Annotated in this window: 16 protein-coding genes; 10 read left to right on the top strand and 6 right to left on the bottom strand. The window is 71.0% G+C overall.

What is annotated here, in order from left to right; genetic code table 11:
- Nucleotides 1–33: 33 nt before the first annotated feature.
- Nucleotides 34–318: a MerR family transcriptional regulator gene (locus tag IRX98_RS17655; RefSeq protein WP_224278986.1), complete on the bottom strand. Its 285-nt coding sequence runs from the start codon at nucleotides 316–318 to the stop codon at nucleotides 34–36.
- A 139-nt stretch (nucleotides 319–457) separates the two neighbouring features.
- Here IRX98_RS17655 and IRX98_RS17650 point away from each other — a divergent pair, with 139 nt between their 5' ends.
- Nucleotides 458–883: an Hsp20/alpha crystallin family protein gene (locus IRX98_RS17650; protein WP_443683765.1), complete on the top strand. Its 426-nt coding sequence runs from the start codon at nucleotides 458–460 to the stop codon at nucleotides 881–883.
- A gap of 75 nt (nucleotides 884–958) precedes the next feature.
- Here IRX98_RS17650 and IRX98_RS17645 read toward each other — a convergent pair whose 3' ends face one another.
- Nucleotides 959–3,154, bottom strand: coding sequence for a carboxypeptidase-like regulatory domain-containing protein (locus tag IRX98_RS17645; protein WP_224278984.1), 2,196 nt, complete (start codon nucleotides 3,152–3,154; stop codon nucleotides 959–961).
- A 110-nt stretch (nucleotides 3,155–3,264) separates the two neighbouring features.
- A complete protein-coding gene (locus IRX98_RS17640) occupies nucleotides 3,265–3,561 on the bottom strand; it encodes a MoaD/ThiS family protein (protein ID WP_224278981.1) in 297 nt (98 codons plus the stop codon).
- 43 nt (nucleotides 3,562–3,604) lie between these two features.
- Between IRX98_RS17640 and IRX98_RS17635 the strand changes: the two genes are divergently transcribed.
- The 3 genes from IRX98_RS17635 to mshD all read left to right on the top strand — a co-directional run bounded on the left by IRX98_RS17635 (nucleotide 3,605) and on the right by mshD (nucleotide 6,308).
- Nucleotides 3,605–4,336 carry a winged helix-turn-helix transcriptional regulator gene (locus IRX98_RS17635; RefSeq protein ID WP_224278979.1) on the top strand — a complete coding sequence of 244 codons (732 nt, stop codon included), beginning with the start codon at nucleotides 3,605–3,607 and terminating at the stop codon, nucleotides 4,334–4,336.
- Between the two features lie 128 nt (nucleotides 4,337–4,464).
- Nucleotides 4,465–5,436, top strand: a complete 972-nt coding sequence (locus IRX98_RS17630) for a hypothetical protein (protein WP_224278977.1) — start codon at nucleotides 4,465–4,467, stop codon at nucleotides 5,434–5,436.
- Between the two features lie 59 nt (nucleotides 5,437–5,495).
- The gene (gene mshD / locus IRX98_RS17625) at nucleotides 5,496–6,308 is read left to right on the top strand and encodes a mycothiol synthase (protein WP_224278975.1); all 813 of its coding nucleotides are present in this window, start codon (nucleotides 5,496–5,498) and stop codon (nucleotides 6,306–6,308) included.
- On the opposite strand, the gene ygfZ is transcribed toward mshD, so the two are convergent.
- From ygfZ to IRX98_RS17610, 3 genes are read right to left on the bottom strand one after another with little or no spacing between them, the layout of a single operon-like run.
- Entirely contained in the window at nucleotides 6,305–7,252 is a 948-nt protein-coding gene (gene ygfZ, locus IRX98_RS17620; protein ID WP_224278973.1) for a CAF17-like 4Fe-4S cluster assembly/insertion protein YgfZ, read from the bottom strand. The genes mshD and ygfZ overlap by 4 nt on opposite strands.
- Nucleotides 7,253–7,261: 9 nt before the next feature.
- Nucleotides 7,262–7,684, bottom strand: a complete 423-nt coding sequence (locus IRX98_RS17615; protein WP_224278971.1) for a Fur family transcriptional regulator — start codon at nucleotides 7,682–7,684, stop codon at nucleotides 7,262–7,264.
- An 8-nt stretch (nucleotides 7,685–7,692) separates the two neighbouring features.
- Nucleotides 7,693–8,187, bottom strand: coding sequence for a heme-binding beta-barrel domain-containing protein (locus IRX98_RS17610; RefSeq protein WP_224278969.1), 495 nt, complete (start codon nucleotides 8,185–8,187; stop codon nucleotides 7,693–7,695).
- 23 nt (nucleotides 8,188–8,210) lie between these two features.
- Here IRX98_RS17610 and IRX98_RS17605 point away from each other — a divergent pair, with 23 nt between their 5' ends.
- The 6 genes from IRX98_RS17605 to IRX98_RS17580 are packed head-to-tail and all read left to right on the top strand — an operon-like array spanning nucleotide 8,211 to nucleotide 13,045.
- Complete coding sequence (locus IRX98_RS17605) at nucleotides 8,211–8,573, top strand: DsrE family protein (protein ID WP_224278966.1); 363 nt, start codon at nucleotides 8,211–8,213, stop codon at nucleotides 8,571–8,573.
- Nucleotides 8,574–8,615: 42 nt separating this feature from the next.
- Nucleotides 8,616–9,632, top strand: coding sequence for a hypothetical protein (locus tag IRX98_RS17600; protein ID WP_224278964.1), 1,017 nt, complete (start codon nucleotides 8,616–8,618; stop codon nucleotides 9,630–9,632).
- On the top strand, nucleotides 9,613–9,834 hold the full coding sequence (locus tag IRX98_RS17595) for a hypothetical protein (protein ID WP_224278962.1): 222 nt from the start codon (nucleotides 9,613–9,615) through the stop codon (nucleotides 9,832–9,834). The genes IRX98_RS17600 and IRX98_RS17595 overlap by 20 nt, the downstream gene beginning before the upstream one ends.
- Nucleotides 9,835–9,886: 52 nt before the next feature.
- A complete protein-coding gene (locus IRX98_RS17590; protein ID WP_224278960.1) occupies nucleotides 9,887–10,420 on the top strand; it encodes a hypothetical protein in 534 nt (177 codons plus the stop codon).
- The gene (locus IRX98_RS17585; RefSeq protein ID WP_224278958.1) at nucleotides 10,417–10,809 is read left to right on the top strand and encodes a hypothetical protein; all 393 of its coding nucleotides are present in this window, start codon (nucleotides 10,417–10,419) and stop codon (nucleotides 10,807–10,809) included. Before IRX98_RS17590 ends, IRX98_RS17585 begins: the two co-directional genes overlap by 4 nt.
- A 58-nt stretch (nucleotides 10,810–10,867) precedes the next feature.
- Nucleotides 10,868–13,045 (top strand): RNA degradosome polyphosphate kinase, encoded by a 2,178-nt coding sequence (locus IRX98_RS17580; RefSeq protein WP_224278956.1) that lies wholly within the window; start codon nucleotides 10,868–10,870, stop codon nucleotides 13,043–13,045.
- Nucleotides 13,046–13,073: the final 28 nt, after the last annotated feature.

The raw sequence follows: 13,073 nt of genomic DNA, 5'->3' as shown, positions 1-13,073 counted from the left end.
AACGCCGCGTGGTGCCTCGCGTGTTCCCGAACCTCAGGAGCGATCGCGCAGTCGCGCGAGGCGAGCACGCAGGCGCTGGTTCTCCTCCTCGAGCTCGATGACGGCCGCGATGCCGGCGAGGTTGAGTCCCGCGGCGAGCAGGTCGCGGATGCGGTGCAGCCGCTCGATGTCCTCGGCGCTGTAGAGGCGGGTGCCGCCCGACGTGCGGTCCGGCGCGAGCAGGCCGCGGCGCTCGTAGACGCGCAGGTTCTGCACCTGCAGCGAGGTCATCTCGGCCGCCACCGAGATGGCGAAGACCCCGACCTCCCGTCCCGCCACGGCCGCCTCCTACTTCTTCGCCTGGAGGTCTTGATTCTGCCTGATCTCTGGAATATAAGAAACCTATACCGCGTGTTACAGATCAGAGGCACTTGCGCAGGGCCTCGACCAATCCAGAACCAGGAGGAAGACCGCCATGCTGATCCGCAACGCCGACCCGTTCCGTGAGCTCGACCGGCTCACCCAGCAGCTCATGGGCACCACCAACCGCCCCGTCGCCATGCCGATGGACGCGTGGCGCGAGGGTGACCGCTTCGTCCTCGAGTTCGACCTGCCGGGCGTGAGCCCGGAGTCGGTCGACCTCGACGTGGAGCGCAACGTCCTCACCATCCGCGCCGAGCGCGTGGCGCAGAGCAACGGCGACTGGCAGATGCTCGCCGCCGAGCGGCCCCGCGGCGCGTTCAGCCGCCAGCTCGTGCTCGGCGACAACCTCGACCTCGACCACATCGACGCGACCTACAGCGACGGAGTGCTCCGGCTCGTCGTGCCGGTCGCGGAGAAGGCGAAGCCGCGCAAGATCGAGCTGCGCACCGACAGCGACTCGCGCCAGGCGATCGAGGCCTGAGCCCTCGCGGGGGAAGGGACGACGGGCCCCGGGAACACGCTTCCCGGGGCCCGTCGTCGTGCGTGCGGTGGAGCGTCAGCGGAGCTTGACCTTCTTGGCGATGTCGCCGGAGCCGACCTTGCCCTTGCCCTTCACGGTGAAGACGAGCTTGTGCTTGCCCTTGCCGAGCGCCTTCTTGAAGCGGACGACGCCCTTCCCGTTCTTGATCGTGGCCTTGCCGAGCTTCTTGAGCTTGTCGTCGCCGTTCTTCTTGACGCCGACCTTCTCGAAGACGGTGACCGTGGCCTTGACCTTCTTGGCCTTGAGCGACTTGACCTTCAGCGTGATCGCGGCCGACTTCTTGGAGACGTTGGCCTTGAGCTTGGGCTTGTAGCCGACCTTGTAGGTCGCCTTGGTGAGCGCCTGGCCCTGGGTGAAGCCGATGTCGTTGGTGACGCGACCGGTGATCTTGTCGCCGAGGTGCTTCTTGGTGAGCTTCAGCGACGGACCGGTGGCGATGACGGCACCCTTGACGAGCCACTCGTAGGTGAACTCGTTGTCGGCCATCTGGGTCCACACGCCCTTGTCGAGGCGGATGGTCTTGCCGACCCAGGCGTCCCCCTCGACGGCCGGACGCTCGATGGCCTTGACGCCCTGGGAGAGCGCGGCGGAGATGCCGGTCAGCACCTGGCCGGGCTTGACCGTGATGGTCTTGGCCTCGGCGGCAACGGAGTCGTCCCACCACTCGGAGACGTGACGCGAGGCGCCGAACATGACGGTGTGCTCGCCGGGCCAGAGGTTGCGGGCCTCGTAGGTGCCGTCGGCCTTGAACTCCTCGTCGCTCTGGACGAAGGTGTTGTCGGAGTCCACGAAGGACACGAACGGGCTCTCCGGAACGCCGCCGGCCTCGCTGGTGACAGCCCCGGACACGCCACCGGCGACCGGCTGGACGAAGTCGATGACCTGCGGGGCAGCCGTCACCGCGGTGGCGGTGTCGTAGCCGTACTTCTGGCCGGTCCAGATCGAACGACGCGCGAAGTCGCCGTCCTCCCGGGCGCCGTCACCCAGGACGACGATCTTGAACTCGGTCTCGCCGCCGATGCGGTCGAGCGTCGTGAACGCATAGCCGCCGGCACGGTTGGAGATCGTCGAGGCGACGATCTCGCGGTCGAGCGGGTTGGCCGGGGTGTCGTACGCCACGATGTCGTAGCCCACGCCGATACCGCCGAGCTGGTCGCGCACGACGCCGCTGAGGTCGACACCCGTGAGGGCGGGCTTCGACTTCGGCGCGAGCCCGGCGTCGATGCCGGTCACGGCCTGGCCCGGACCGACGGTGACGACGATCGGGTCCGAGACCGGGTCGCCGAACTCGTCGATGGCGACGTTGTTGAAGTACTCGGGGAGGAACTCGTCGATCGGGTCGGAGAAGAAGACCTCGTGCGAGCCCGTGGTCACGCCCTCGATGGTGTAGAGGCCGTTGGCGTCGGTGAAGTCACAGATGAACTCCGCGCACGCCTCGACCCGGTTGAGGGGCACGCCCGCGTCGCTGGTGACGCGACCGGAGATCGAGCCACCGGGCGCCAGGGTCACGGTGCCCACGCTCGCGCCGGGAACCACGGCGTCGGCGCTGGCGAGGTCGCTCTTGTCGGAGTAGTACTCGGTGGCCAGCGACTTGCCGCTCACCGGGTCGGAGCCGAAGAACTGCAGCTTGACGGCCTCCTGCGCGCCGATGCTGAAGGCGCCGCTGGCGTCGGTGGTGTCGCTCGCAAGGGGAGCGCCGTTGTCGGCGGCGTACGCCTGGACGGTCGCGCCACGCAGCGGGCGGCCGTTGGTCGTGGCGACCGTTCCGGTCACGGTGGGGATCGAATCGATGGTCCACGCCGGGAGGACCTGCGCAGCGCCGGCGACGGTGATGAAGTCACCGGACGCGAGGTCGGCCTTGTCGCGGTAGTACTCCACCTGGTACTCGTCCGCGCTCGAGGTCGGGAAGAACCGCAGCTTGTAGTTGCCGTCCTCGAGGGCGAGGTCGAAAGCGCCGCCCTGGGTGCTCACGCCCGACAGGAGGTCGTACTCGAACTGCTCGATGGTGCCGTCGCCGTCCTCGTCGGAGAACTTGTAGACGGAGATGAAGCCATCGACGTAGTTGCCGGCGGCGTCGATGGTGCTGCCGCTGATGGTGACCGCGGCGTGGGCCGGCGTTGCCAGCCCGATCGTGAGGCCGGCGAGCGCTGTCGCGGCGGCGGCGCCACCTGCGACGAGGCGCGCGAAGGCTCCCCCGTGTGTGCTTGTCATGCTGTGTCCCCCTTGGACTCATGCCGACACGCGACGTGCCAGGCACCCAAGCCATCCCCCGTCGGAGGCCTGTCGAAACGCAGTTCTACCGCACAACTGCCCCGGCGCGCTCACCCTCCCGCAAATGGGGGCAGCAGCTCGACGACCGCACCCGGGCGTACGACGACCTCCGCGGGGTCCTGCGACCGCACCGGCCGGTCACCCACGAGCACCGAGCAGACGCCCACGGTGCGGGCCATCCGGTCGTCCGGGTGCCGCTCGAGCACCCGGCGCACCAGCGCGGCGAGGGTTACCTCGCCCTCCACCTCGAAGACGTCCTCGGCCGTCCCGGCCGCGGCGCGCGCGCCGGCCCAGTAGCGGACGGTGACCGTCTCACGTCCCTGTTCCGGCCCGGCTGCAGTGCTCATGCGGGATATCCTTGCTCATCCCCGGCACGAGGAGGGCCCCGCCATGAGCACACTGCTGCTGCTCACGAGCGCGCTCCAGCCATCGGCCGAGGTGCTTCCCGGCCTGGCCCTGCTGTCGCACACGGTGAAGATCGTGCCCGCACAGGGCAGTGCGCTGCTCGATGCACCGGAGTCCGACCTGGTGCTCGTCGACGGCCGCCAGGACCTCGCCGCCGCGCGCGACCTGTGCCGCCTGATCCGCACCACCGGCGCCGACGCACCGGTCCTGCTCGTCGTCACCGAGGGCGGCCTCGCCGTCGTCGCCCACGACTGGGGCATGGACGACGTGGTCCTCCACACGTGCGGCCCGGCCGAGCTCGACGCCCGGATCCGCCTGGCCATCGGCCGCGCCGGAGCGTCGTCGCCGGACGACCCCAGCGCCCACGTGATCCACCGCGGCGAGGTCGTCGTGGACGACGCCACCTACACCGCCCGCATCGGGGGCCGTCCGCTCGACCTGACCTACAAGGAGTTCGAGCTCCTCAAGTACCTCGCCCAGCACCCCGGCCGCGTCTTCAGCCGCGAGCAGCTGCTGCAGGAGGTCTGGGGCTACGACTACTTCGGCGGCACCCGCACCGTCGACGTGCACGTACGCCGCCTGCGCGCCAAGCTCGGCACCGAGCACGAGCACCACATCGGCACGGTCCGCAACGTCGGCTACCGCTTCGTCGTCCCCTCCCGCGACAAGGACGCCGAGGAGCCGTCCCGCTCCTCCCGCTCGACCTCCGACGCCTGATCCGGTCCCCCCTTGAGCGGGGAAGGTCCTCGTGACATGTCAGGGACGACCCTCCCCGCTGTCGTGCACTCGTCCACAGGCTCGCCGACGCGTGCGTCGACCGCTGCCGTCGCGGGCAGGCGTACGCCATGCCTCTCGACGCCGTCACCGACATCCTCGCCCGCCAGGACGGTGTCATCGCCCGGCACCAGCTCCTCGCGGCCGGGGTCACCCAGGCCCGGATCGACACCTTGCTGCGCCGGCGCGACCTCGTACCCGTCCATCCCGGCGTCTACCTGACGCACACCGGAGCGCCGACGTGGTCCCAGAGGTGCTGGGCCGCAGTGCTGTACGCCGGCCGCTCGGCCCTGCACCTCGAGTCGGCGCTGCACGAGCCGGGCAAGGGCGCCGCGCCCACAGGCCCTGTCCACGTCGCCATCGACTGGGGCAGGCGGGTGGTCCCACGGAGCGGCATCTGCGTCCATCGGGTGCGGGGGCTCGAGGAGAAGGTCAGGTGGAACCTCTCGCCTCCGCGCGTGCGCATCGAGGTGGCGGCGATGGAGGTGGCGCACCGCGCGCCCGACGAGCTCGCCGCGATATCGGCGCTGGCCGCGGCCGTCGGCGCGCGACGTACGGTCGCGGGCCGCCTCCGCGAGGAGCTCGTTCGGCGGGGACGGCTGCGGCGCCGCGCCCTGTTGACCGGCCTGCTCGACGACCTGGAGCGCGGAACCCACAGCGTGCTCGAGCACGGCTACCTCGCGCGGGTCGTCCGGCCGCACGGCCTGCCCGAGCCGACGGCCCAGCAGGCGCCGGTCGCCGTCGCCGGCAGGACGGAGTACCGCGACGTCGCGCACGACGACGTGGACCTGGTGGTCGAGCTCGACGGGCAGCTGCACGACCGCTCCGAGGCGCGAGACGACGATGCCGACCGGGACCTCGACGACCTCGCCCGCGGCAAGGTCGTGCCGCGGTTGCGCTACCGGCAGGTCTTCGCGACGCCGTGCCGCACTGCTTCTCGCCTCGCCGTCCTGTTCCGCGCCCGCGGGTGGGACGGCATCCCGGTGGCGTGCGGGCTGCCGGCGTGTCCCGTCGGTGCGGACGAGCGGGGAAGCTCCTCGTGACATGTCGAGGACGACCTTCCCCAGTCTTTTGCCCACGCGCACGCGGCTAGGGTCGGGGCGTGGACGAGGTCGCCGAAGTCATCCGGATCGCCGAGGCGGCCGCTGCCGCCGACGGTGCGTCACCGCTCGACGAGGCGGCACAGATGGCGCTGACCGACGGCACCGCCGCCGTCGCGGTCCTCGACGGTGGCTTCGCGCTGGTGCACGACGGCGACCTGAGCCTGGCGGTGCACCCCGACCACCGCGGGCGGGGCGTCGCGACCACCCTGCTGCAGGGGACGGCGTACGCCGATGCGCGCACCGCGTGGTCGCACGGCAACCACCCGGCCGCGTCGCGGCTCGCGGCGAGCCACGGCTGGGAGCGCGTGCGGGACCTGTGGGTGATGCGCCGCAGAACGCACGAGCAGCTGCCCCCGCTGGAGCCGCCGCCGGGGGTGACGATCCGCGGCTACCGCGAGGCCGACGCGGACGCGATCGTCGCGGTCAACGCGGCGGCCTTCGCGAGCCACCCGGAGCAGGGCGCGATGGACGCCGGCAACCTGGCGCGGCGGATGGCCGAGCCGTGGTTCGACCCGGCGGGCCTGCTCGTCGCCGAGGACGGGTCCGGGGTGCTGGGCTTCCACTGGACCAAGCAGCACGACGCCCGGCTGGGCGAGGTCTACGTCGTGGGCGTCGTGCCGGCGGCCCAGGGCCGGGGGCTCGGCCGGGTGCTGACCCTGGCCGGTCTGCACCACCTCGCCGGTCTCGGTGTGGACGAGGTGCTGCTCTACGTCGAGTCGGACAACGCGCCGGCCGTCGCCGTCTACTCACGCCTCGGCTTCACCCACGCGGACGTCGACACCCACGTGCAGTACGCACCGACCGCTGACTAGCGCAGCGGGCGCACGTGCAGCCCGACCTCGGGGTCGACGACGACCTCCTGGGCGGCGGGCATCTCGTCGACGGTGAGGGTCGCGTCGACCGGGACGTTGCGCTTCACGAGCGCGAGCGCGACCGGGCCGAGCTCGTGGTGGCGGGCGCTGGATCCGACGAAGCCGACGTCGCGGCCGTCGTACGACACCGGTGATCCGACAGGGGGAAGGCGGTTCTCCGACCCGTCGAGGTGGAGCAGAGCCAGCCGTCGCGGCGGACGGCCGAGGGTGTGCACGCGCGCGACCGTCTCCTGCCCGCGGTAGCACCCCTTCTCGAGGTGCACCGCCGGACCGATCCAGCCGACCTCGTTGGGGATCGTGCGGTGGTCGGTGTCGATGCCCAGGCGCGGCTCGCCACGCTCGATCCGCAGCGCCTCGAAGGCCCACAGGCCGGCAGCGGGCTCGGCAGCGTCGGCGTACGCCGCCATGCGCTCGCGCGGGACGAGGTCGTAGCGGCCGCCCGTCCGTGACGGAGCGTCGCCGGGCCGCCACATCACGGCGAGGTCGTCGACCAGCGCGATCTCGACGCGGGTCATGAACTTCATCCGCTCCAGCCACTCCACCAGCGCGGCACCCGCGCCCGGCTCGGTGTGGGCGGTGAAGGACTCGCCGTCGTCGACGCCCGCGAAGGCGTGCTCGACGTGCCCCTGCGGGCTGAGGACCAGCGCCTGGGTCCACACGCCGGGCGCGAGGCCCTCGAAGTACTGGGTGGTGAGGCTGTGCAGCCAGCTCAGTCGGTCGGGACCGGAGACCCGCAGGACGTCGCGGTGCGACAGGTCCACGAAGCCCTCGCCGCGGGCCAGGCTGCGCTGCTCGGTGTTGAAGGAGCCGTAGTGAGCGGCGACCGGGGCGTCGATGCCGTCACCGGCGACGGCTCCGGGAAGGGCGAGGAAGGGGCTGGCCATGCCTCGAGTCTAGGTCGGATCCCCCGAGGCGCAGTCCGCGCAGACCCCGAAGATCGCGAGGTGCCCGACGTCGACGGTGAAGCCGTCCTCGCCCAGCGCCGCGACGAGCGGTGCGACGACCGCGGGGTCGTAGGAGCGTACGGCGTGGCAGCGGCGGCAGACCGCGTGGACGTGCTCGTGCTCGCGGGTCGAGTGGTAGGTCGGAGCGCGGTCGCTCAGGTGGGTGTGGCGCACCAGGCCGAGCTCCTCGAGGACCTCGAGGGTGCGGTAGACGGTGGAGGCGTTGACCGAGCTGACCTGGCTGCGCACGTGGGCGAGCACCTCGTCCGGCGTGGCGTGCCCGAGCTCCTCGACGGCGCGCAGGATGAGCTGGCGCTGCGGGGTGAGGCGCAGCCCCTGCTCGCGCAGCCGGGCAGCGAGGTCGTCGCTCATCGCAGGGCTCACACCCGCTGGAGGCGGGCCCAGGTGTGGGGCTGGAGGTCCTGGCCGACCGCGGCCATGTCGTAGGCGTAGAGGAGGTCGCCCTCGACGTTGCCGTACATCCGCGACCCGCCGGTGACCTCCTTCGCGGTCTCGGTGAAGGACACCCCGGCGGTGTGCATCTCGAGCTTGCCGCCCTCGGCTGCGCCGTACCAGACCTCGGAGAAACCGATGTTGTGCGCGAGGAGCAGCTCGACCTTGCCCGGCTCCGGGCAGCGCAGGAAGCCGGTCTCCATGGCGGCGTCGCGGACGAACTCGCCGTCCTCGTCGACGATCCACGCGCGCGACATGTAGTGGAAGAACGGCCGGCCGTCGTGGGTGAAGATCAGCTCCTGGCCGAAGTGGAACTTCTCGATCGTCGGGTAGTCGCCGTGGCCGTTGCCGCGCCAGGTGCCGAGCAGCCACGCCACGGGGCCGCAGTTGGGGTGGAGGTTGTCCGGCAGCTCGAAAGGCATGGGTGTCACTCTAATGTGAGGCCATGGCTCGCTCACTCGTCGTCAAGGTCACCTGCGGCGCCGAGGACCCCGAGCGCCTCAACCAGGGCTTCACCGTCGCTGCCGCGGCAGCTGCCTCCGGCGCCGACGTCTCGCTCTGGCTGACCGGCGAGGCCGCGTGGTTCGGCGTACCGGGTCGGGCCGAGGAGTTCACCCTCGACCTCGCCACGCCGCTGGACCAGCTCATGGGGGCGGTGCAGACCAGCGGGACGGTCACCGTCTGCTCGCAGTGCGCGGCGCGGCGCGGGATCGTGGAGGGCGACCTGCGCGAGGGCGTGACCATCGCCGGTGCCGCCGTGTTCGCTGAGCAGGTCCTCGGCGACGGCGTCCAGGCGCTGGTTTACTGACCCTGTGGTTTGGCCGCACCCGTGACGGGGCAGGGTGCAGCCATGGGGGGAACGCTGACGATCGACTGGGACAACCTCGAGTCGCTGCTGGGCGCGATGGTCGAGGTGGGTCTGCAGTCGAAGGAGATCGACACCTACTTCCAGCAGCACGTCGTCAACACCGTGGGGCTCGACTACCCCTCGTGCGCGCTCAAGCCGATCGGTGACGTGCTGCCCGAGCTGGGCTCGGCCTTCGAGGATGCGCGGCGCTACCACCAGCGGCGCTGGGTGGAGGTCATCCACTCCCTGGCCACCAGCGCGAACGACCTGAACCGGGTCGACCAGGAGATCGACCTCGACCTGCGGGCGTACGCCGGCGGGCTCGACTCGATGCCCGACACGACCATCTCGGTCAAGGTCTTCGAGCCGACCGACCTGACCCTCGACGACCCCGCCGAGGGCGAGCCGCAGCTGAAGCACGACCAGACCTGGGAGATGACCTCCGCCGGCTACGACGAGACCCGCGACGCCATCAACGCGGGCATCGACTTCATCAACGGCCTCGGCGCCCCCGGCGTACACCTCCCGCGCCTGCCGGAGAAGTCCCTCGAGGACTACATCGTCTATCCGCTGGCGGGCAACTACCGGCTCCTCGGGGCCAACGCCGACGCGTGTCGTCACACCACCACGGCGTTCCGCGACTGGTCGCTGAACTTCGGCCGGCTCGCGCTCAAGACGCAGTTCTGCGTGACCGGCTCGACCGCGCACCAAGCTGGCCGCCAAGCTGAGCAGCAAGCTCAGCCCACTGGGATGGCTCGTGTTCGCCAAGGAGGTCGTCGAGAAGGGCTTCGGCGCAGTCTCCGACATCTACGACGACATCATGGACTGCAAGCAGATCATCGAGGCGTGCTTCAGCCTGGTCGACACGATCGAGGCGTGGGCACGCGCGATGCGCGACTCTCTCGCGGTGATGGAGAAGGTCCGCGACATGGTGCGAGAGCTGCCGACCTCCGAGCCCGGCGGCGGGCTCGGAGGCATGCCGCCCGTCGACCTCCCGAGGGTGGAGCGGAACCTCGGTGAGATCTCGCTCGAGATCTCTGACTCCAGCGAGCAGGAGTCCGCCCTGGACGACGAGCTCGAGGAGCTCGAGGGGCAGGCCGAGGAGCAGGCTGAGGGCGACGAGGAGGACGACGACGACGGACCGGTCATCATGGCTCCCGGTCCCCTCGGCCAGCCGCCCTTCGTCGATGGCGGCTCGACCTCGACCCCGATGATGGCCTGACCCGCTGACGACCCCTTGGAGACCCTTCGTGCCCCGTAGCCTGCCCGCGCTCATGATCACAGCCGCCCTGCTGACCGGGTGCGGCACCCAGGACGACACCCCGGCGCGACCCGCGCCCCCGGCGGCGGCCCCGTGCCTGATCACGGCCGAGCAGCTCGCCGAGATCACCGGCGTCGAGCAGTCGCTGTCCGCGGCCGACGCTCCGCCGCTCGACCCGGACGACGACGCCGTGGAGGAGGTTTCCTGCGACACCGCCCTGGACGAGCGCGAGGTGAAGATCAGCTGGCAGGTCGGCGGGGCCGACCTCACCGTCGGAGGACCGATCACGCACGACGAGCTGCGTGTCTTCGTCGAGCAGGGCGACGCGGAGGTCGAGGAGGCCGAGGTCGGAGCAGCCGAGCCGGCGTGGGTGGGCACGCGCCGCGAGCTGAGCCGCGTGTGGGCGACTGCGGCGGCCGTCGAGGGGGACGCGCGCCTGGTCGTGGAGGTGGTGGGCGACGACGAGACCACCGACGTGCCCCAGGCACGCGCTGAGGTCGTGGCCGTCACCGAAGCGCTCGTCGAAGCCGTGGGAGCACGCGGATGACCCCCCTGGAGTTCTTCGACGCGTCCGCCCCCGTGACCGACCGGCCGAGCACGACGGAGGTGCTCACCGAGCTCGGCGGCCTCACCGCGGAGCGGGAGCTCCTCGCCGCACTCGACGACCTCGACGACCTCGTCGCCACGGCGTCCGAGCACGATCGGGACGACCCGGTGCCGCAGGAGCTGGTGGTCCTCCTGCGCGAGCTCACGGGAGCCGATGGCGCACCCGTCGCGTGGAGCTCGCTCAATCGTCGCGTCCGCGACGGGCTCACCACGTGGGACGCCTTCTGGGCCGACCCGAGCGCCGAGCAGGACGGCGTACGTCTCGTGCACGAGGTGCTGGGTCGCTTCGGCGCCGCCCTGGGGTCGGCCCTGGGCGCGCACGGCTCCTGAGGCCGACGGACGGCGAGAACAACACCTCCCGTTCACCGAGCGGTGCCAGACTTGACCCATGAACGACCCGGCCACCCTCACCAGCGCTGTCTCCCAGTCGGTCGACGAAGGCCCGGTGGCCGAGCCGTTCGGTCACCCGACCGACACCTTCGACGTCGAACCGCCCTACACGCCCGACGCTGCGGCGATCGACGCCGTGGAGAAGTACGACGACCGGTTCATCGACCGCGAGATCTCCTGGCTCCACTTCAACCAGCGGGTCCTCGAGCTCGCCGAGGACCCGAGCCTGCCGCTGCTCGAGCGGGCCCGATTCCTCGCGATCTTCGCCAGCAACCTCGACGAGTTCTTCATGGTCCGCGTCGCGGGCCTCAAGCGCCGGATCGCCGCGGGCGTCGCCGTACGCGCAGCCAGCGGGTTGATGCCGCGCGAGCAGCTCGAGCAGCTCTGGACCAGCAGCCGCGAGCTGATGGAGCGCCACGCCCGGGCGCTGGTGGCCCTGCTGCCGGAGCTCGGCGGGCACGGCATCGAGATCCTGCGCTGGTCCGAGCTCGACCGCGAGGAGCAGAAGGTCTGCAAGAAGCTCTTCAAGGACCGGATCTTCCCCGTCCTCACCCCCCTGGCCGTCGACCCGGCCCACCCGTTCCCCTACATCTCCGGGCTCTCGCTCAACCTCGCGGTCGTCGTGCGTCACCCCGAGACCGGCACCGAGCACTTCGCGCGGGTGAAGGTGCCGCCGACCTTCGGTCGCTTCGTCGGCCTGGGCAACCAGCGCTTCGTGCCCATCGAGGACGTGATCGGCGAGCACCTCAAGAAGCTCTTCCCGGGCATGGACGTGCTCGGCGCCCACACCTTCCGCGTCACGCGCAACGAGGACCTCGAGGTCGAGGAGGACGACGCCGAGAACCTGCTCAAGGCGCTCGAGAAGGAGCTCCAGCGGCGCCGCTTCGGCCCGCCCGTGCGCCTCGAGGTCGAGCAGTCGATGGATCCCAAGGTCCTCGACCTGCTGGTCTCCGAGCTGGGCGTGGGCCGCGACGAGGTCGTCTCACTGCCCGGCCCCCTCGACCTCACCGGCCTGCACTCGATCGCCGACCTGCCGCGCGACGACCTCAAGTACGCCGCGTTCCTGCCGACCACGCACCCGAGCCTGGCCGAGGTCGAGTCGTCGTCCCCCGTCGACGTCTTCGACTCGGTGGCGCGCCACGACGTGCTGCTGCACCACCCCTACGACTCGTTCGCGACGTCGGTGCAGCGCTTCCTCGAGCAGGCCGCCGCCGACCCGCACGTCCTCGCGATCAAGCAGACCCTCTACCGCACGTCCGGCGACAGCCCCATCATCGAGGCACTCATCGACGCGGCCGAGGCCGGCAAGCAGGTGCTCGTGATCGTCGAGATCAAGGCGCGCTTCGACGAGCAGGCCAACATCCGCTGGGCCCGCAAGCTCGAGCAGGCCGGCTGCCACGTCGTCTACGGCCTGGTGGGCCTGAAGACCCACTGCAAGCTGTCGATGGTGGTGCGCGACGAGCCCGAGGGGATCCGTCGCTACGTCCACCTCGGCACCGGCAACTACAACCCGAAGACCGCCCGCGTCTACGAGGACCTCGGCCTCCTCACCGCCAACCCGGAGATCGGCGAGGACGTCGCGCTGCTCTTCAACAACCTCTCGGGCATCAGCCGCAACCGGACCTACGACCACCTCCTCGTGGCGCCGCACAGCGTGCGCGAGGGACTCATCACCCAGATCCACCAGGAGATCGCCCACCACCAGGCCGGTCGCCCCGCGGGGATCCGGATCAAGGCGAACTCGGTGGTCGACGAGGCGGTGATCGACGCGCTCTACCTCGCCTCGCAGGAGGGCGTACGCGTGGAGCTGGTGATCCGCGGCATCTGCGCGCTGCGCCCCGGCGTACCCGGCCTGTCGGAGACCGTGCGGGTGCGCTCGATCCTGGGCAGGTTCCTCGAGCACAGCCGGGTGTTCTGGTTCGACAACGGCGGTGACCCGGCGGCGTGGATCGGCTCGGCCGACATGATGCACCGCAACCTCGACCGCCGCGTCGAGGTGCTCGTACGCCTGCGCGACCCGCACGTCGTCGCCCAGGTGGGAGCACTGCTGGACCTGTCGCTCGACCCGGGCACCACCGGGTGGGAGCTGGGCTCGGACGGCGAGTGGCGCCAGCAGGTCGGCGTACGCCACCTGCACGACGAGCTCATCGCCCGACAGCGGGGCCGGCGCCGCTGAGCGCCGCGTCACACCCTGCGCGGCGACG

The sequence above is a fragment of the Nocardioides lacusdianchii genome, from assembly GCF_020102855.1.
GTDB lineage: Bacteria > Actinomycetota > Actinomycetes > Propionibacteriales > Nocardioidaceae > Nocardioides > Nocardioides lacusdianchii.
The sequence above is the reverse complement of the archived record's forward strand: the minus strand, read 5'-3'. Positions and strand labels throughout refer to the sequence as shown.

Bases quoted from the DNA above. Each gene is read 5' to 3' on its own strand.
- IRX98_RS17645 (WP_224278984.1), bottom strand. From the start codon at position 3,154: ATGACAAGCACACACGGGGGAGCCTTCGCGCGCCTCGTCGCAGGTGGC.
- IRX98_RS17640 (WP_224278981.1), bottom strand. From the start codon at position 3,561: ATGAGCACTGCAGCCGGGCCGGAACAGGGACGTGAGACGGTCACCGTC.
- IRX98_RS17635 (WP_224278979.1), top strand. From the start codon at position 3,605: ATGAGCACACTGCTGCTGCTCACGAGCGCGCTCCAGCCATCGGCCGAG.
- IRX98_RS17630 (WP_224278977.1), top strand. From the start codon at position 4,465: ATGCCTCTCGACGCCGTCACCGACATCCTCGCCCGCCAGGACGGTGTC.
- ygfZ (WP_224278973.1), bottom strand. From the start codon at position 7,252: ATGGCCAGCCCCTTCCTCGCCCTTCCCGGAGCCGTCGCCGGTGACGGC.
- IRX98_RS17615 (WP_224278971.1), bottom strand. From the start codon at position 7,684: ATGAGCGACGACCTCGCTGCCCGGCTGCGCGAGCAGGGGCTGCGCCTC.
- IRX98_RS17610 (WP_224278969.1), bottom strand. From the start codon at position 8,187: ATGCCTTTCGAGCTGCCGGACAACCTCCACCCCAACTGCGGCCCCGTG.
- IRX98_RS17605 (WP_224278966.1), top strand. From the start codon at position 8,211: ATGGCTCGCTCACTCGTCGTCAAGGTCACCTGCGGCGCCGAGGACCCC.
- IRX98_RS17600 (WP_224278964.1), top strand. From the start codon at position 8,616: ATGGGGGGAACGCTGACGATCGACTGGGACAACCTCGAGTCGCTGCTG.
- IRX98_RS17590 (WP_224278960.1), top strand. From the start codon at position 9,887: ATGATCACAGCCGCCCTGCTGACCGGGTGCGGCACCCAGGACGACACC.
- IRX98_RS17585 (WP_224278958.1), top strand. From the start codon at position 10,417: ATGACCCCCCTGGAGTTCTTCGACGCGTCCGCCCCCGTGACCGACCGG.
- IRX98_RS17580 (WP_224278956.1), top strand. From the start codon at position 10,868: ATGAACGACCCGGCCACCCTCACCAGCGCTGTCTCCCAGTCGGTCGAC.